At 41.6% G+C, this 17,606-nt stretch carries 13 protein-coding genes; 5 read left to right on the top strand and 8 right to left on the bottom strand.

Translation table 11 applies throughout. The features are described from left to right. Positions 1 to 23 precede the first annotated feature (23 nt). The gene (locus L1068_RS10395; protein WP_237130196.1) at positions 24 to 1,172 is read left to right on the top strand and encodes a capsular biosynthesis protein; all 1,149 of its coding nucleotides are present in this window, start codon (positions 24 to 26) and stop codon (positions 1,170 to 1,172) included. Between the two features lie 51 nt (positions 1,173 to 1,223). Here the strand turns inward: L1068_RS10395 and L1068_RS10390 are convergent, their stop codons facing one another. The 3 genes from L1068_RS10390 to L1068_RS10380 all read right to left on the bottom strand — a co-directional run bounded on the left by L1068_RS10390 (position 1,224) and on the right by L1068_RS10380 (position 3,878). Then, the gene (locus tag L1068_RS10390; protein ID WP_237130195.1) at positions 1,224 to 2,360 is read right to left on the bottom strand and encodes a porin; all 1,137 of its coding nucleotides are present in this window, start codon (positions 2,358 to 2,360) and stop codon (positions 1,224 to 1,226) included. A gap of 11 nt (positions 2,361 to 2,371) precedes the next feature. Next, positions 2,372 to 2,812: a phosphate ABC transporter substrate-binding protein gene (locus L1068_RS10385; RefSeq protein WP_237130194.1), complete on the bottom strand. Its 441-nt coding sequence runs from the start codon at positions 2,810 to 2,812 to the stop codon at positions 2,372 to 2,374. Between the two features lie 166 nt (positions 2,813 to 2,978). Next, positions 2,979 to 3,878 carry a LysR family transcriptional regulator gene (locus tag L1068_RS10380; protein ID WP_237130193.1) on the bottom strand — a complete coding sequence of 300 codons (900 nt, stop codon included), beginning with the start codon at positions 3,876 to 3,878 and terminating at the stop codon, positions 2,979 to 2,981. A gap of 139 nt (positions 3,879 to 4,017) precedes the next feature. On the opposite strand from L1068_RS10380, the gene hutH reads away from it, so the two are divergent. Continuing rightward, positions 4,018 to 5,517, top strand: a complete 1,500-nt coding sequence (gene hutH / locus L1068_RS10375; protein WP_040134779.1) for a histidine ammonia-lyase — start codon at positions 4,018 to 4,020, stop codon at positions 5,515 to 5,517. A gap of 11 nt (positions 5,518 to 5,528) precedes the next feature. Beyond that, positions 5,529 to 7,538 (top strand): urocanate hydratase, encoded by a 2,010-nt coding sequence (locus L1068_RS10370; RefSeq protein WP_237130192.1) that lies wholly within the window; start codon positions 5,529 to 5,531, stop codon positions 7,536 to 7,538. An 86-nt stretch (positions 7,539 to 7,624) separates the two neighbouring features. On the opposite strand, the gene L1068_RS10365 is transcribed toward L1068_RS10370, so the two are convergent. After that, complete coding sequence (locus L1068_RS10365; RefSeq protein WP_237130191.1) at positions 7,625 to 8,911, bottom strand: diguanylate cyclase; 1,287 nt, start codon at positions 8,909 to 8,911, stop codon at positions 7,625 to 7,627. Between the two features lie 227 nt (positions 8,912 to 9,138). On the opposite strand from L1068_RS10365, the gene L1068_RS10360 reads away from it, so the two are divergent. Continuing rightward, positions 9,139 to 10,047: a histone deacetylase gene (locus L1068_RS10360; protein WP_237130190.1), complete on the top strand. Its 909-nt coding sequence runs from the start codon at positions 9,139 to 9,141 to the stop codon at positions 10,045 to 10,047. A gap of 46 nt (positions 10,048 to 10,093) precedes the next feature. After that, entirely contained in the window at positions 10,094 to 10,312 is a 219-nt protein-coding gene (locus L1068_RS10355) for a TIGR02450 family Trp-rich protein (protein WP_237130189.1), read from the top strand. A 22-nt stretch (positions 10,313 to 10,334) separates the two neighbouring features. Here L1068_RS10355 and L1068_RS10350 read toward each other — a convergent pair whose 3' ends face one another. The 4 genes from L1068_RS10350 to L1068_RS10335 form a co-directional block, all read right to left on the bottom strand. Continuing rightward, positions 10,335 to 11,465, bottom strand: a complete 1,131-nt coding sequence (locus L1068_RS10350; protein ID WP_237130188.1) for a tryptophan 7-halogenase — start codon at positions 11,463 to 11,465, stop codon at positions 10,335 to 10,337. A gap of 32 nt (positions 11,466 to 11,497) precedes the next feature. After that, positions 11,498 to 13,645 (bottom strand): LodA/GoxA family CTQ-dependent oxidase, encoded by a 2,148-nt coding sequence (locus L1068_RS10345; RefSeq protein ID WP_237130187.1) that lies wholly within the window; start codon positions 13,643 to 13,645, stop codon positions 11,498 to 11,500. After that, a complete protein-coding gene (locus L1068_RS10340) occupies positions 13,645 to 15,081 on the bottom strand; it encodes a hypothetical protein (protein WP_237130186.1) in 1,437 nt (478 codons plus the stop codon). Before L1068_RS10340 ends, L1068_RS10345 begins: the two co-directional genes overlap by 1 nt. Before the next feature lie 225 nt (positions 15,082 to 15,306). Beyond that, the gene (locus tag L1068_RS10335) at positions 15,307 to 17,529 is read right to left on the bottom strand and encodes an exonuclease domain-containing protein (RefSeq protein WP_237130185.1); all 2,223 of its coding nucleotides are present in this window, start codon (positions 17,527 to 17,529) and stop codon (positions 15,307 to 15,309) included. Positions 17,530 to 17,606: the final 77 nt, after the last annotated feature.

The following is a 17,606-nucleotide window of genomic DNA, read 5'->3' as shown; positions in this document are numbered from 1 at the left end:
AAAAGTCAGACTCTTTATTGTTTATGCGTATTTTATTTGTATCCCGAAATAGCAGTCATGCTAAATATTACCGAAAATTGGTTAGTAAGCTGAACCTAGACGCGCAGCTTCATGTAACTGGTTGGCCGCGTTTAGGGGCGTTGAAACACACAAAACATTTGGCGAATTTTGATAGTAATGAAATGCTAGCGCATCATTTATTAAGAAAAAAAGCGCGTCATCCCGCGTTATTTTCATTAAAGCTAGTTTGTCAGGTATTTCGTGGGTACTTAAAAGCAATAGAAACGTTACGCTTTCTAAAATTTATCGATTTATTTCAAGCAGAGCAGCCAGATAAAGTGGTTGTTTGGAACGGTAAAAAGCTACCAAATCAAACGGTGGTATGTGCCGCTGAGTGTTTAAATATTCCGGTGATGTTCTTTGAAAATGGCTTAGTACCTAACACCACATGCTTAGATCCCAAGGGAGTAAACTATTTATCGAGTTTGCCAAAGCTGCCAGAATTTTATTTAGAACGGGAACTTTCAGGGGTTGCGCTCGCAGCGATAGAACAAGCAAAAAACCATAAAAATCGCACTAGCGATAGCGCGGAAGTAGCACTTCCTGAACATTATATTTTTGTGCCATTTCAAGTACCAAACGATACCCAAGTAGTGGTTCATTCCCCCTGGATCAAGAGTATGGAGCAGCTGTTTTGGCAAGTAATGCAAGCGATTGATGCGTTGCCACAAAGTAACCTTAAAGTGGTATTTAAAGAGCACCCTAACTGGCCAAAAAAATTCACGCATTTACATAAAGCCCATGATAAAGCGATGTTTGCCAATGGCGTAAAAGCGTCTGAATTGATAAAACGGGCTGAGGTAACAATTACCATTAATTCAACCGTTGGATTAGAAACATTGCAGCTAGGCGGTAAGCTTATTACGCTAGGTAATGCCTGTTACGCTCTACCCGGCATGGTGCTACCCGCAAATTCGCAGCAACAACTTGTTGAACAATTGAAAGAAATTAACAGTTGGCAACCCAACACACGGTTAATTGAACGTTTTCTTGATTATGTAAACGGGGTTTACGCTATTCCACAAGCATGGCGACGTGCCGATAAAAAACACATCAAAGCGATAGAGGCAAGAATTCTAGGAGCCGATGAGTTTTCGTTACAAAATCAATAGTTTTAAATGGATACAAAAAAGGGCAACAGTATTATTGCCCTTTCATTAAAGTTAAAATACGAAGTCTATACCCATAGTGATTGTTCTGGAATCACCATGGTATGCCCAACCCGTGGCTTCATCACCTTGATCCACAAACGTATCATATTGGACTTTAAATGCTACATTTGAATGGAAGTCATATCGCAAGCCATAACTCAGCATATAGTGTTCTTCTAAGTCTTCAGTCGGAACATTGGCACGTTCATGATCTGCTTTTGAGTATGAGATATAAGGTTGAAACTCGTCAATGTTATACACTACCGATATGAGATAAGTTGGGAATTCTGTACCTACAGCATCATCATATTCAACATAGTTCATATCAAAAAGAATGGTAAAGTCGCTGATATTAACTTGACCACCTAAACCAACGAACTGTTGTGAGAAAGGTGTATAGGGGCTGATACTTCCGTCTTGTTGAATCGTTTCTCTGTCTCTGTCATTTTGGAAGTACACAAAACGGAGATCAAAGAAATCGCCGGATAAGTTCCAGTTAAAACCAGCTATATCTGTCCAATACTCATTTACTGTGCGTGCTGTGCCGCCATAGAGCTTATCGTAATACAGCATTTCAACATTGTCGTCTGAATACTCATTACCATAAAAAGCAGTAATGGTATTTGAGTAGTCTCCAATATCAAAGCTATACATAGCATGCGCACCATCAAACTGAGTTACCTGCCACCAATACAAGTTTGATGGCGGGCGCATCCAAGGATAAGCGTAACCTACTTCTGCGAATTCTGAGAAGTAATACATAGGAATGTTGCGTCGCCCAGCCATGAAAGTCCAATTATCATTTGCTTGGTAGGTCACATAATACCAGTCAAACTCAGGTTTAAAGTCATCAACGCCTTTAGCAACCAACTGCGCAGTGACAGAAAGTTGGCTATTAAATTGATATGTTCCCTGAACTGCGAGAATGGACTCAGCTTTAAATGTAAGATCGTTATCATATTGACCAACATCATAAAAGTCGGCTGTTAATATTTCATCACGGGTTTGGCCTGGATTGAGTGGGTCGTCGACCGTACCAAGAGTCTTACCTGCGATGATTGAACCATATCCACTTATTTTAAGTTCTGCATTTGCTGATTGTGAGAAAGCAATCAACAGTGCTGATGCAACTAGTGATAATTTTTTCATGTTACATCTCCTTAAAAGGTGGCTACAACTTTAACATCACTGGTAACGGCACTAGCATCTAAATAGCCAATTGCATCAGGGTTTGATGCAACGGCAGAGATAACAGCGGCGTTAGAATCCATTTCTTGTGGCGGAGTTCCTTTTCCAGTGAATAAGATTTTCGACCAGTAAGCCTTAACTTGACTACTTGATTTGCCAATAACTTTAGAATTGAACTCCTCTGTAGCAGGATCGCTATAGTTAGCACTAATTAAGATCGCAGAACGCCCATTAGAGTAACTTTTAGTTTTTCCTAAAAATATTTTTTTTATGGTGCCTTGATCAAATGCCGAATCATTAGTTGGGTGGACTACAATCGCCACGTCGGCGAACGCGTTTGACATACTGAATAACGTCATTGTGGATACTACACAAACAACTTTCCACGCTTTTTTATGGGAAGGTAATAACATTGTTAATCCTTATAATTGCTGCGCTAGGCGTTATGTTCATTACATAACGCTATTTTAAAAAGTAGTTCGGCATGTTCCTGTTATCAAGAAATTAAATTTTAAATCGTATGAAATATATCCTTAATATGAATAAGACTTAACTGGGGGAAGACAAATAACTTTTTGTTTAATAGGCTTGATGGCAGCGTTTAATCTCTTCAACCAGTGCTTTGGCAAGCGGCGATACTGAGCTCATTTTCTTAGTGATTAGCATTACGGGGATTTGATAGTGGTATTTCTCGGGGTGAATTGCTTTAAACAGTCCTTTATCAACCCAGTAATTAGCGTAGTGCTCTGGTAGATAGCCTATAAAGGCGCCTGATAAAATCAAATGTGCGATACCTTCATCATGATAGGCGGTTGCACTATTTTGATAATTAAGGCCATCATTTCGCACTTCTTTATCCCGCATATAATTTGAGGTAATCACCTCGGCTTGTTTCAATAACTTATTGCGCTCATTCGGTTTACAATCAAAAAGGGCATGCCCTTTGGCGCAATATAGATAATTGGTTTCGTTATGTAGTGGGAAGTAATCTAAACCACGCAAATGATGGCGACTTACGCCAAGCCCTACCAGCGAGCGACCATTTACTACAGAAGTTTCTACTTCCCGTGCTTCACACACATTGATATCAAATTGAATGTTATCGCTTTTTTGCTTTAGCTCGCGAATAACCTCACTAATGCCACAGCGCGGGTCGCTCACCATGGTGTCAATTACCGAAATCGTTACGCGGCCTGATAGCTCATTTTTAGAGCCTGCAACTGTGGTGGCGAACGCTTCGCATTGCTGCAATAACTCAAGGCTTGCTTGGTATGTAATACGGCCAGGCTCGGTTAGCTCAAAACCGCTGCGCCCGCGTTTACATAATTTGATGCCAAGGCGCACTTCTAAATCTGATAAATGTGAACTAATTGTAGAGCGGCCAATATTCAGTCGAGATTCTGCAGCAGAGAGCCCACCACATTCCACAATTGCAACAAATATGCGCAATAGGCGCAGATCGACGTCATGAATTTGCATCTTTTTTAGCCTTGTTTTTAGTTCGATAATACCGGAATAAGCATCGATAATTATGCATTTATAAAACTTGGGTCGCAAGCTAACATTACTGCATTGATTAATCATCACAGTTAGATGACTAAAACGTTAGGAGACAACAATGACGTTTAAATACGGCGTAGATCGCCTGAATATTGATATTGTAAATGGCATTGCCGATGGCAGTGTTAAAGCAGAGCTTAGCCAAGAAGCGATTGATAAAATTAATACCAGCCGTCAACGCGTTGACAAAATGGCCGCATCAGACAAAGCGGTTTATGGCATTAACACTGGCTTTGGCCCACTTTGTGATACGCAAATCACCCCAGAAGAAACAAACCTATTACAAAAAAACCTGCTGATCACCCACGCAGTAGGTGTTGGTAATCCAATTGCTAAATCGATTTCTAAATTAATGCTTATCACTAAAGTACATGCCTTAAGCCAAGGTTTCTCTGGTATTCGCCTTGAAACTGTTGAGCGTATGCTGAAGTTTATTGAGCTTGATTTAATTCCAGTCGTACCAGAGCAAGGCTCGGTGGGTGCATCGGGCGATTTAGCGCCATTATCGCACTTATTCTTGCCGCTTTTAGGTGAAGGTGAGTTTTGGGTAGGTGATGACATTGTGCCTGCGGCAAAAGCCCTTGCTGACAATGGTTTAGAGCCGATGGATCTGCATGCTAAAGAAGGTTTAGCCTTAATTAATGGCACTCAGTTTATTTTATCGCATGGTATTACTGGCCTAACTAAGATGCGTTACCTGCTTGACCTTGCCGATGTTGCAGGAGCAATGAGTATTGAAGGTATGCAAGGCAGCCAATCGCCATTTAGAGAAGAGCTACATGCTATTCGTGCCTTTGCAGGCAATGTTGAAGTGGCAACACGTATGCGTCGTTTATTTAAAGACTCGCAAAATATGGCGGATCACACTGATTGCGACCGCGTACAAGACCCATATTCATTGCGCTGTATTCCGCAGGTGCATGGTGCATCACGCAATGCATATAACCACTTAAAAGAGCTGGTTGAAATCGAAATGAACTCGGTCACTGATAACCCAATTGTGATCAGTGAAGAAGAAGCGATTTCGGGCGGTAGTTTCCACGGCCAACCGCTGGCAATGGCACTTGATTATGCGTCAATTGCAGCTGCTGAATTGGGTAACATTTCTGATCGTCGTTGTTATTTATTGCTTGAAGGTTTACACGGTTTACCGCGCCTACTAACTACATCAGGCGGCCTTAACTCAGGCATGATGATCCCGCAGTACACCACAGCGGCACTCGTAACCGAAAACAAGTCACTGTGTTTCCCACCGTCAGCTGACAGTGTACCAACGTCAATGGGTCAGGAAGATCACGTGTCTATGGGCAGTATTTCGGGCCGTAAACTTAACCAAATTCTTGGTAATCTTGAGAAAATCTTCGCAATTGAGCTAATGTACGCAGCGCAAGCCGTTGATTTTAGACGCCCTAATACTTGTTCAGATATTATTGAACAAAATCATGCACTCATTCGTACTAAGGTTGCGAAATTAGAAGAAGACAGACTATTAAAGCCTGATATTGATGCCATGGTTGAGTTTGTAAAATCTCAGGCATTTACTGTTACGCTTAATTAAGGATAACTGACATGAACGTACAAGAATTTCAGAATATCATCAAGCAAGGTATTCCTAGTGAATTACCTGCACCAAAGGCATATCCTGCAGGCGCTAACCGCGCGCCAAAGCGTAAAGATATTTTATCGGTTGAAGAAAAGCAGCTAGCGGTGCGTAATGCGCTACGTTATTTCCCGAAAGAGTGGCACGCAGAACTCGCTGTTGAATTTGCACAAGAGTTAAAAGATTTTGGCCGTATTTATATGTACCGCTTTAAGCCAAACTATGAGCTAAAAGCACGTTCAATCTCTGATTATCCTGCAAAATGCGAACAAGCTGCGGCGATCATGTTAATGATCGACAACAATCTTGATCCAGCAGTAGCACAGCACCCTGAAGAGCTAATTACTTACGGTGGTAACGGCGCGGTATTCCAAAATTGGGCGCAGTACTTACTTGCCATGAAGTACCTAAGCGAAATGGAAGAAGACCAAACGCTACACATGTACTCAGGTCATCCAATGGGTTTATTCCCATCATCTAAAGATGCACCACGCGTAGTTGTAACCAACGGTATGATGATCCCGAATTATTCAAAGCCAGATGATTGGGAAAAATTCAATGCATTAGGCGTAACGCAATATGGCCAAATGACAGCGGGTTCATTTATGTACATCGGCCCACAAGGTATCGTTCACGGTACAACTATTACGGTGATGAATGCATTCCGTAAAGTACTTAACAAAGGCGAATCACCAAAAGGCAAGATCTTCTTAACTGCCGGTCTTGGTGGCATGAGTGGTGCACAGCCAAAAGCGGGTAACATTGCTAACTGTATTACTGTATGTGCTGAGGTGAACCCGAAAGCGGCAATTAAGCGTCATCAGCAAGGTTGGGTTGATGAGCTTGTTGATAACATGCCAGACCTTATTGCCCGTGTGCGTAAGGCACAAGAAAACGAAGAAGTAGTGTCGATTGCGTTTATTGGTAACGTAGTTGATGTTTGGGAAAGCTTCTTAGCTGAAGACATTTTCATTCACTTAGGTTCAGACCAAACGTCGCTTCATAACCCTTGGTCAGGCGGTTACTACCCGGTTGATATTAGCTATGAAGAATCAAACCGTTTAATTCGTGAAGAACCAGAGGTATTTAAAGAAAAAGTACAAGCAACGCTTAAACGCCACGCTGATGCTGTTAACAAACATACTGCAAAAGGCACGTACTTCTTTGACTACGGTAATGCATTCTTACTAGAGTCATCGCGTGCGGGCGGTGATGTTATGGCTGAGAACGGCATCGATTTCAAATATCCGTCTTACGTGCAAGATATTCTAGGCCCAATGTGTTTTGACTATGGCTTTGGTCCGTTCCGCTGGGTATGTACCTCTGGTAACTCTGAAGATTTAGATAAAACCGATGCAATTGCGGCAAAAGTGCTTGAAGAAATTATGGCAAACTCGCCAGAGGAAATTCAGCAACAGATGCAAGATAACATCACTTGGATCAAAGATGCGAAAGAAAACAAGCTAGTGGTTGGTTCACAAGCGCGTATTCTCTACGCTGATTCTGAAGGCCGTATTAAAATTGCAAATGCCTTTAACGATGCGATTGCGCGCGGCGAGATTGGCCCTGTGGTACTTGGTCGTGACCACCACGATGTATCTGGCACAGATTCGCCATTCCGTGAAACGTCAAACATCTATGATGGCAGCCGTTTTACTGCTGATATGGCTATTCACAACGTGATTGGTGATGGTTTCCGCGGTGCAACTTGGGTATCTATTCACAACGGTGGTGGCGTTGGTTGGGGTGAAGTAATGAATGGTGGTTTCGGTATGCTACTTGATGGTAGTGACGATGCTGAGCGTCGCCTTAAGTCAATGCTATTGTTTGATGTAAACAATGGTATTGCACGCCGTAGCTGGGCACGTAACGAAGAAGCTAATTTTGCTATCAAACGTGAAATGGAGCGTACACCTAAGCTGAAAGTCACGCTTTCACAAAACGTAGAAGATGATATTTTAAATAAACTAGATTTTTAAAACTTTTTAAACATATAGCAAAAAGGCCATTATAAATGGCCTTTTTTGTTACTTAATCTGATGTTAATTCTTCATGCTAATTTAAACTAAACTTCAAAGCGGTTTTTACCTGTTCGCTTTACGTGGTACATTTTTTCATCGGCAGAACGAATAAGTGCCTCTAATGTGTCACTGCTATCAGGGTAATAAGCAATACCTAAGCTAGCACTGATATTTACTTTGTTACTTTGCCCGTCTGTATCTTTAATTTGATAGTCTTTCGCGATTTCGTTGATGGCTTTTTCAGCGAGCCTAACGGCATCTTGCTTGTTTGCAAGATTCGGTAGGCAAATTAAAAACTCATCGCCACCTAAGCGCCCTACTGTATCTGATTCTCTGAATGTGTTTTTAAGTCTAATCGCTACTTGCTTGAGTAACTCATCACCACTACTGTGACCATAGCTATCATTTACCTGCTTAAAACCATCTAAGTCGATAAACATTACAGCCAATAGTGATTCATTGCGTTTTGCTTGTTTTAGCGCACTTGCTAGGCGCTCTTTAGTGAGCCATATCGAGGGTAATTTAGTTAGAGGGTCGAAGTGCGCAATTTTCTTGAGCTCGTTTTTGGTGTGTTTGAGCTCTTCAATAGTGTCATGCAGCTCGGTAATGTCATATTCAGTAACAAGAAACACATAATCACCACTTAAGGGATGGCGACTAATGCGAATATCAACGTTATGTCGTCTTTCACCAAGCTTGGTAAACATGATGTGCTCTTGGCAACCCGCTTTGTGTTGCTGAGAGTCAATTAAGCGTTCTTTACCCTCATTTGGATTGGCAAAACGCAGCTCAAAGTCACTGATATTGTCTTGTTTAATTGTTGAATACCACTGAGTAAACGCGGGATTTTCAAACAGCCGCTTACCTTGCATGTCGTAACAACTGACCGCGACAGTGGTGTAACGCATCGCTTCGGCAAAAAGTAAGTTTTCTGGTTGGCTGGTGGCATCCATTTGTTCGCTAATAAAGGCAATAATGCCGCGGTGTTTTTCTGGGCCCAGTAACACAGCTACATGACGCATTAACATCACTTTTGGCTCACCATTAGGGTAAGTGGTCCAAGGGTCGTTAGTTAAGCCCTCTTGCGCGGCTTTTACAAAGGTTTGTTCGGTACGCTTGCGTGCGCCTTCGGTATCTGCGGATAAGTCTTTATCGATGAGTTGTTGCACATTGTTTAGTCCCCAAAAGTTAAGGGCATGATTATTACCCCACCAAAAGCCATGGCGGTCTAAGTCAAATACCCAAATAATATCGGGTGAAAAGTTAAATCCACCCAGTTCCTGTGGTGATGTAATTATTGGTAAGTGATCGACAGCGACATCTTGATACACAAAGAGACTCTAGCATTTAGTTGTTTAGAATATATTACTCAATTTGATATTAGTTGCTAGTAGATTATGGTGGCAATTAATGCGTTTTTTTAATCAATAGGTGTATGCAATTCCCCCGCTTTGCTGCGCAATTATTCTGATGAACAGGTATGAATAATGGTATTTGGCAAAGACGCAGTGCCATGTTTCAGTTACACTAGCAGTCATAACAATTTACCAAAGACACAATGATTAATCCCGACTTACCCCTTGTTTACCATCCTAATTATTCATTTAGTTTTGATGAAAAGCACCGCTTTGTAATGAGTAAATTTGCACGTCTTTATCAATATTTAGATAGCAAAGGGTATATCAATCAGCGCAACTTATATCAGCCGCCGATGGGGGACTTTAAACCAATGGAGTTAGTACATTGTGAAAGTTATGTACACGACCTTTTTCATAATCAACTTGATGGCAAGGCGATGCGACGCATAGGTTTGCCATGGTCAGAACAATTAATGGCACGCACCTTTACCGCGCCGTTAGGTACGCATTTGGCGGCTGAACTTGCGCTTGAACACGGTATTGCTTGTCATTTAGCTGGGGGTACGCATCATGCGCATTATGATTTTGGTTCAGGCTATTGCATGGTAAATGATTTGGTCTACACAGCAACACGGCTAATTAATGAAGGAAAAGCGCGAAACGTACTCATCTTTGATTGTGATGTGCACCAAGGCGATGGCACTGCGGCGATGCTCGCCCATAACCCTTATGTGTTTACCTGTTCAATCCACTGCGAAAAGAACTTTCCTTTTCGAAAGCAACACAGCGACTTAGATATTGGCTTAGAGATAGGATTAACTGATCCTGATTATTTAAATATCGTATCAAGTACTTTAAATGACTTAATTGAGCAGCTCAATCCTTCGCTGGTTCTTTACGATGCCGGTGTTGATATTTGGCAACAAGATACCTTAGGTAAGCTGGATATTAGTTGGCAAGGTATCGCAGCGCGTGATTATGCTGTGCTTGAGATTTGCCAGCAAAAAGGTGTACCAGTAGCCACAGTGATTGGCGGTGGTTACGATAAAGATCATCAGCGATTAGCAGAGCGTCACGCATTAATTGTTGAGCAAGCCGCCCGTTTCTAAAAATGTTTGCAATTAAGTCTAAAATTTAACTTTTTTTTGAGGCTTTATGCAACATACCCTTTCCCCTAATAAACTCTTACACAGTAAATGGACAGCTGTGTCACCGCAAAATAAAGAAAAGCATTTTATGGTAACCAGTGTTGAATTTGATGAAGAAAATAACGTGGTTGAATGCATTATTGAAGCGGTTTTAACCAAGCGTGAGCAAAGCATAAACTGGCGCAGCTTAAAAGATAGCAAAATGTGGAAAATGGGTTGGCAATAAATTTAGTTATTGCCAACTCAGGTTAGTTAGCAAGTAAGCGTCGTTGCCAAAATTTGGCGTTGGGGTATTTATGTGCGCCTTGTTGATAATGTTGCTGATGCAATGAAATAAATGCATTAAAGTCTTTAAATACCTGTGATTGATAGTCTTCCAAAGAGTCTTTTTGTGGTTCTTCAAGCCACTTTTTTATGGCTTTTGCCGCGACACCTGCGTGCTTTAGCGATTTCGTAATTCCGGCCGATGAAATCGAATCGTAACTTGATGCTGCGTCCCCAACAGCAAGCCAATTATGCCCAATCACGTTCGATAAAATGGCTGAGGATGCCGCTTTAGCGTAAAGCTTTACAGGAGTTTTTGTTTTGTCTTGCAAAAATGTTGTGCATTGCTGAAAAAACCAGTTATTGGCTTTTAAACAATTTAACCAATTCTCATAGCAAGTTAGCTTTTGTGTTTTTAATTCCGCTGCGTCAGTACATAAGCTGATAATAGCTTTGTTGTTTGGCAATATAGCACCATACCACCATCCATTTGGGTCGCTAGCAACAAGAGTATGTGTAGTACTCGCAGGTATGTGTTCAAGTTCAAAAAAGGCGCAGGCTGAAATCACGTTATCAAACACGTTATTGCTAATATTTAGGCTTTTTGCTGCAACTTGGTGCTGCCCGGTTGCATCAATTAAAAAATCGCATGCTATGCTGGTGGTGTGATTATCACAGTGTAATACGTAACTTTTTTTTGACGAATCTATTGACGATACTTTCGTGTTTTCGAAAACTGTTATCCCCCTAGTTTTGCATAGTGCAATGAGATCAGCGTCGAAATGTTTGCGATCAAGATGAAAGCCCTTTCCGACTGGTGAAATAAAAAAGTCATTATAACCGGTTACTTCATCTGCCCACCTAGATTTACTACCGGGGCAAACTAAGTGTTTACTACTATTTAGAATGTGCTCAGCATCGAGTTCTCTTAGATAGAAACTCGCGGCGGGAGGGATTGTTTCGCCGATACTTGGTGCAGTAGCTTGTGGCGCGCAAATAAGTATTATTTTTACGCGTTTGTTACTTAAGCTGAGTTCTTTTTCTAGGGCAAGTGCGGTGGCTGAACCCGCGGGTCCGCCACCGATTATGCCTATTTGTATTATTGGCTGAGCCATAATATGTCCATTTGGCATGTCACTCATAAAGTTTACTTATCACATTGGGTTGGACCACAGCTATCAGGTGCTTTATAACCTGGTTCTGATGCTTGCGGCCATACTTCAACACCATCGCCTTTACTTTCGAATTGGCTGGCAACTTCAAGAAAGTAATCGGGTCCATAGTTTTGCTTGGTGCTGTCATCATTGATCTGCAGACCTTGAATAACAAACCCAACTTTATGCCAGTTTTCAACAAAGTCGAAGTAGCATTGAAAGCGACCTTGCTGCTGTGGGTAGAGTGTTTTTGTACCATGGCCCTCATCGCCGCGCACACTATAAAGAGATACGCCTTTACCTTGCCCGGTATTTGCATCGTACTTAAACAAGAATTTAGGGTAGACGGTCACAGGACGCTGCGCGGGCCAAGACCAGTACAAAGTGTTATCAGCGATTGCTTCACCTTCCTCGTTGGGGTTTGGCATAGTTGGATTTGGATCAGGCGTGTGTGTTGCACAACTGTTGTAATCAGTATGCCAAGGTTGCGACATAAATTTACTTAAATCGCCTGGCTCTACTTTACTGTCTCGAAGAGGAATATACCCGACTTGCAAAAAAGGCTCATTTTGAGTTGCTTTACTGTAATCCAACGTTGCCATATTAATGCGAAATGGCCCTGTTTTACCGTGCCAATCGGTTTTATATAAATGGGTATCACGCACAATAAAGGTTAAATCAATGCCCGGTGAATAACGCCCGCCTAAACAGTTTTCTAACACTACTTTATCGAGTTGCTCACCCTCGCCTAAGCTCGGTGCAGTTGCATTAAACTTATTGTTGTACCATTGCATCAATAAAAAATATTGGGTCTCAGTAACTGATAAAAAGCTCTTCATTGCATCGCCAAGCGCCAGTGGCATTTTTTTACGCGTACCGTCTTCATTGTCTGGCTCGTCTTTGGTGCCCGGGGCTGATGGCTTTCTTAGCAAACTGGTAAATGACGGGATTTTTTCACTGGGGGTATCGCTTGGTTTTATCTCTTTCATGCGCTTATGACCCTGAATGCCTTTTTCAGGTAATGCGGTATTCCATTGTTGCAAGAAAGCACCGTGAAATACTGGCTGAACATCACCATCGAACGAGGCTAAATGGTCATGATTAAAGCCATTGTCAAATATATTTGGCGCTAGAGCTAAATGTTGTATCCATGTATCGTAAACGTCATCCCAGGTCGATACTACATTACGGGTTTGTGGGGCGTAACTTGGATCTGTACATACAAACCAACCGTGCACAGCCTCTTCAAACGAGCCATCATCAAAAACAATGGTGGCGGTTACTGGGCCATCAGATGTATCGTCAAACCAATCATCGTTATCAATCGCACCGTTAAGTTTTGGAATGCAACATTTTTTGTCTTTATCACTTTTATTACCGAGGATGCCACTGGCTTTACCAAAGCCGCCAGTGACAATAAGTCTTGTTGTATTTTCTTCAATACGCATTTCACCAAGCGACGAAATCTCGCCAAGTGGATTAAACATATAGAAAAAATCATCGGGAAAGCTTTTTGGATAGCAGGGCGCTGCGGTTGCTATTTTGCCTTCTTTAATAAAACTATCTGGTGTTTTTTTATCAAAGTTTAAGCAGGTGTTTGAATCACTTGTAACCGAAAGGGCGCGTGGGCCCGGATCAACCACTAATTGTTGGCGGCGCACGGCTGTATTAAGGTCATCGCCAAACTTCGGGTTTCGTACCGGAGGCGTGTTTTCATTTTGATAGGCAATAATACCTTCTTCTTGAGGCTTACCGTCAACTATGGAAGTGATTGTAAAGTTGTTGTTCTTTTTATTAGCGGTATGAACCTGCCAAATAATATCTTTAATCACTTTACCACCGATATTATCGCCAATATTGATTTCACGGCCACCGTCATTTGATGGATAAGTTGTTTGTTCGTTGTCATAAGCAAAAATGCGAAAACGCGCGGCTTGCCGTTTTACATTGCCATGACTATCACGAAAATCGTGTTCGTCAATTGGTGTATTGTTTGTACTCGGTTTTATCGGCAAACCGCCAAATAAGCCGGTGCGCTTATCAACAATGGTACCCGCAGCGGTTTCAGGGGCGATGTAATACTCTTCACTATTGCCAACACGTGCAAAGTTGATACTTGGGTGAACTCTGAAATAACTCATTATTTCTCTCCTTGAGATTGTAAGTAGGCAATTGCGGCACGTTGTTCTTTTTCTTGAGACCAGAAAAAGATATTTTGAAATGCGTGGCTAATGTTTAAGTTTGTTGCTGGTAGCGGTTTTAATCCGTCTTTACTTGCAAATGCTTGCTCTGTGTTGTGACAACGAAAACAATTGTTCATTGCGGTTGCTGATTGCGTGTAAGTTTCAATGGTGCTGTTAGAGAGTTTTAAAGAACCGGTGAGATATTCATCGGTGGCAAAGTCGAGCCCAGGTTTTAGTGGCGATACATTCGGTTTACCTGTAGCTGCTTCATTGTTGATCCAAATTGCGCCAACTTCAAAGTAGTTTTGCCAAATACTTAAGTTGTTTGTTAAATGCTTTTTAACACTCGCATTCAGTGATTTTATATTATCGGTATTATTCTCGGTATTATTCTCGGTATTATTCTCGGTATTCGATTTTTTTGGGCCTGCTGCATTGCCGTAAGCATAGCGACGACACACTTGGGTGATCGGCGTAAATTCCTGCATTGATTGCTCGAGTGCTAAGCCGCTAACCGCCGCGTTTTTATTACAATTCCCAAGTTGCGTGCCTTTTTTGTAAAACAGGTAATCTTGATCTGCGACAATTTGGTCAAGTGTCATGCCGTTGGGCACATTCGGTGCATTGTTATCAAACTCAAAGGTAGCCCAAATCATTTCGGGATGATTGGCAACGACGCCACCAATATGAAAGCCAACTAGGGCAAGCGTTTGCTTTTCGACTTTTGCAGGATTGATTTTGATACCGGATGGCGAGTTTTCAAACTGCGCGATGTCTTTTTCAATGGTAAATAACTTACTGGTATCGTCATCTTTACTAACGATTTTCCACGATGCTTTCAGCTCTAGCGTGCCTTTGGTGCCGATAATTGGAAACGCATTGCGCGGGTTCATTGTGAGCACATTTGCTGGGATTGTTAAATCGGGCCCACCACTTTTACCTTGCATAAAGTCGGCAAAGGTTTGATTAATGTACTGTGAGTAATAGATGGCACGACGGTTTTGATCTACCAAGATGCCATCGGTACCCGCTTGTAAATATTCGTCAAATGATGCGCCTGTATGCGGTTGTTTTCGGGTGCGTGGCGAAAGGCCTCGTTGCTCTAATCCGATTAAAGACTGCGGCGAGTCAAATCCGAGAAAGCGAGGTTGGCCATTGTCGTCATCCATTAACCATAAAAACATTTGCCATGACCATTGGTGGAAATCACAATTTTTTGGGTTTGCTGGAAAAGCACTGTCATCAGGCCTAATGACTTTGCCGTTTTTAAACCAACTCGGGTCTATTTCACATGTGTTTGACGTTTGAGCGGAACTGCTATGCGTAAAACAAATAGCGAACAATATAACTGCGGGTGCGATGCGATTGAGCATGCATTTACTTGCGTGTTTCATTTTGCCTCCTAGGCGCGGTAACGATAAATCCTTAACGCTCACAAATTGAGCTACATCGATTAATCTAGTTAAGTCGTAAAATACGCGTTTCGTTATCACACTTTATTACAGGCTCTGAGGCGAAGTAGCGGGTAGGGCAATGGAAAATTTAAGAAGTATTTTTTGTGATGACTTATGTGAAATTAATGAGGCATACATTGATGTAAACCCCGTTTACAGATACGCTTATTGGTCTGCTCTCACGTGATTTATGCGCAATAAAATTTCGGCTGCGGCTTTAGCGTCATCGAGCGCTCGGTGGTGGTTTTTAAGCTCAATATTAAGGTCGCAGCAGAGTTTACCTAATGAGTAAGATTTAAAACCGGGCAGATATTTGCGTGCTTGCTGCACAGTACAAATTTTAGCGCGCGTGTATTTTTTATTGAGTCGAGCAAACTCTTGTCGAATAAAGCCATAGTCAAAATTAACATTGTGCGCGACAAATATGGCATTACGACTAAATGTATCTAACTTTTCGGCGATTTGTTCAAATTTTGGGGCGTCTTTAACCATTTCATTACTGATCCCTGTAAGCTCGGTAATCATTTTCGGGATATGACGCTCTGGATTTACCAGTGTCTGCCAGCTGTCGGTAATTTTTCCTTGTTCAACTCTTACCATGCCAATTTCAGTGATGCGATGAGTATCTTTTTTTCCGCCAGTGGTTTCAATATCCACGACAACGTAATTTTGCTCATTATTAAAATGCCATTCAGTGCGCTGAATTGATACGTTAAAACCTGCGTTTATTAATTGTTTGATACTGACCAGTTGATTACGCCTTAGACTATCGCCCGGCGCTTTTATTTCCTCAAAAAACACTTCACCCTGTTCAATATACATTAAATCAGGGTAGCCATCGCAAAGCGCTTTAAAGGTTTTACTCATTGCCAATAAATGATGCTTTATTGACTCAAATGGTGCATGTTGAATAAAGGTGGTTAACACATCTTTTAGTTCATCATGCCAGTAGAACAGACCATTCGGTTCACCTGAATATTGATCAATTGTGGCGCTAATATAATCACAAAACTGCTGATTGTTGGTAAATTCCGACAATTTGTGATCAATTTCTGTGTGCAACAAGTCGTAAAAATTATCTTGCTTAAGGACTTTTGGGTAATACGAAAATTCATTGGCACGTTGTGACGCTGGGTGCTGAAATAGCTCATGCCAAAAAGTTAATGCAAATAACGCGCGCCAAAGCTTATTTTCGGTAAAGTAGCAGAGGCGATGCTGTTTAATGTAACGGTCCTTTACACCTGTTTCGACCTGCCCTAAGTACGCTTCGTCAATACTAATTGGCTCGCCTGACTTTTTGAGCATATCAGTCAATACACTGGTGCGCTTTTGGTTAAACTTTTGCGCATAAAAATCCTCGGCAAATAGCAGCAAGGTTTCACTGTCGGGGTCGTCCAAAATAGCCAGCAGCAAAGCCTCACACTGTGCTTTTCTATCGTTTTTGTAGAGTAAGCGAATGTATTTTTCTTGTGCTGCAGGGTGTTGTGATTGGCTAAGCAAGGTTTCACCGAGTGTTGGCGCTTGTTCGATTAAAACAATCGCCAGCTTATATAAACTGTGGTGGTACTTTTGCGTAGCTAAAAAGCCGATTGGTTTGTCGGATGCGAGAAGTTGTTCTGCAAGCGTGTGCAATAATGGGATGTCGCTCTTATTGGCTTCTTTTATCGCTTTAAACAGGTTTGCGTAATAAAACGCACTTTTAGCTTCATCTTTATCGCTGAAGTTAGCCTGTTGCTGTTGCACGTTTTGGGTTTGCATTACACCTAAATCGCGCATAGAAAATTGATTGAGGCGACCAGATAAATGGCCAAAATATAAGAACAATAAATAGTGAAACGTGTCCTGCTTGGCAAAGTAAATATGGCTTGTTAGCACGGGGCTTTTTTTAACTTGGTCGTAACTTAAGGCGTTAGACAAGGCGCTACTCACAAAATTAAGCCATTTATTTTTATTTGCGCTTTTTGCTGGCTTATCAATTGTTAATGAGATGCTTAAGTCGATTAAGTCTTGCTTATTAAGCTGCCCTATAAAGTCGTGAAAACAGTGCTTATTTATGCGAGATACAAAACCAACTTTTCTTAAAAGATTAATTGCCGCGCCAGAGTCAGCTACTTCACTGTAGACTAGGGTGTTTTTTCGCACAAAAGAGGATTTGCGGTTTACAATCCGCACCAAAATACATTGGGCATCTTCTGGTAGTGTTGCAAACTCGGCAAAAAACGCTGTCTCGTCATCGCCTAACAAGTGAGAAGACGTGGATTTTATAAATTCGGCAAACTCAATAAAGTGCGTTAAATAATATTTTTCTGGCAGTTCTTTCATTACATCGCTGCGACAAACATTGGCATAGCTAATATTTTGGGTTGCTACGTTCGACTTATCAATCATTTTGCACGTATTAACATTTTCTAACTAATTTGCTTTTACTGATAGCACCAGTATTTGATAGTTTATGATGACATACA

Origin of the sequence: Pseudoalteromonas sp. MMG024 (genome assembly GCF_021654175.1) — a bacterium.
Taxonomy (GTDB): domain Bacteria; phylum Pseudomonadota; class Gammaproteobacteria; order Enterobacterales; family Alteromonadaceae; genus Pseudoalteromonas.
The sequence above is the reverse complement of the archived record's forward strand: the minus strand, read 5'-3'. Positions and strand labels throughout refer to the sequence as shown.

What these genes read in the sequence shown, in the direction of transcription:
- L1068_RS10370 (WP_237130192.1), top strand. Translation starts at nt 5,529, where the DNA reads ATGAACGTACAAGAATTTCAGAATATCATCAAGCAAGGTATTCCTAGT.
- L1068_RS10380 (WP_237130193.1), bottom strand. Translation starts at nt 3,878, where the DNA reads ATGCAAATTCATGACGTCGATCTGCGCCTATTGCGCATATTTGTTGCA.
- L1068_RS10395 (WP_237130196.1), top strand. Translation starts at nt 24, where the DNA reads ATGCGTATTTTATTTGTATCCCGAAATAGCAGTCATGCTAAATATTAC.
- L1068_RS10390 (WP_237130195.1), bottom strand. Translation starts at nt 2,360, where the DNA reads ATGAAAAAATTATCACTAGTTGCATCAGCACTGTTGATTGCTTTCTCA.
- L1068_RS10350 (WP_237130188.1), bottom strand. Translation starts at nt 11,465, where the DNA reads ATGGCTCAGCCAATAATACAAATAGGCATAATCGGTGGCGGACCCGCG.
- L1068_RS10385 (WP_237130194.1), bottom strand. Translation starts at nt 2,812, where the DNA reads ATGTTATTACCTTCCCATAAAAAAGCGTGGAAAGTTGTTTGTGTAGTA.
- L1068_RS10335 (WP_237130185.1), bottom strand. Translation starts at nt 17,529, where the DNA reads ATGATTGATAAGTCGAACGTAGCAACCCAAAATATTAGCTATGCCAAT.
- L1068_RS10345 (WP_237130187.1), bottom strand. Translation starts at nt 13,645, where the DNA reads ATGAGTTATTTCAGAGTTCACCCAAGTATCAACTTTGCACGTGTTGGC.
- L1068_RS10360 (WP_237130190.1), top strand. Translation starts at nt 9,139, where the DNA reads ATGATTAATCCCGACTTACCCCTTGTTTACCATCCTAATTATTCATTT.
- hutH (WP_040134779.1), top strand. Translation starts at nt 4,018, where the DNA reads ATGACGTTTAAATACGGCGTAGATCGCCTGAATATTGATATTGTAAAT.
- L1068_RS10340 (WP_237130186.1), bottom strand. Translation starts at nt 15,081, where the DNA reads ATGAAACACGCAAGTAAATGCATGCTCAATCGCATCGCACCCGCAGTT.
- L1068_RS10355 (WP_237130189.1), top strand. Translation starts at nt 10,094, where the DNA reads ATGCAACATACCCTTTCCCCTAATAAACTCTTACACAGTAAATGGACA.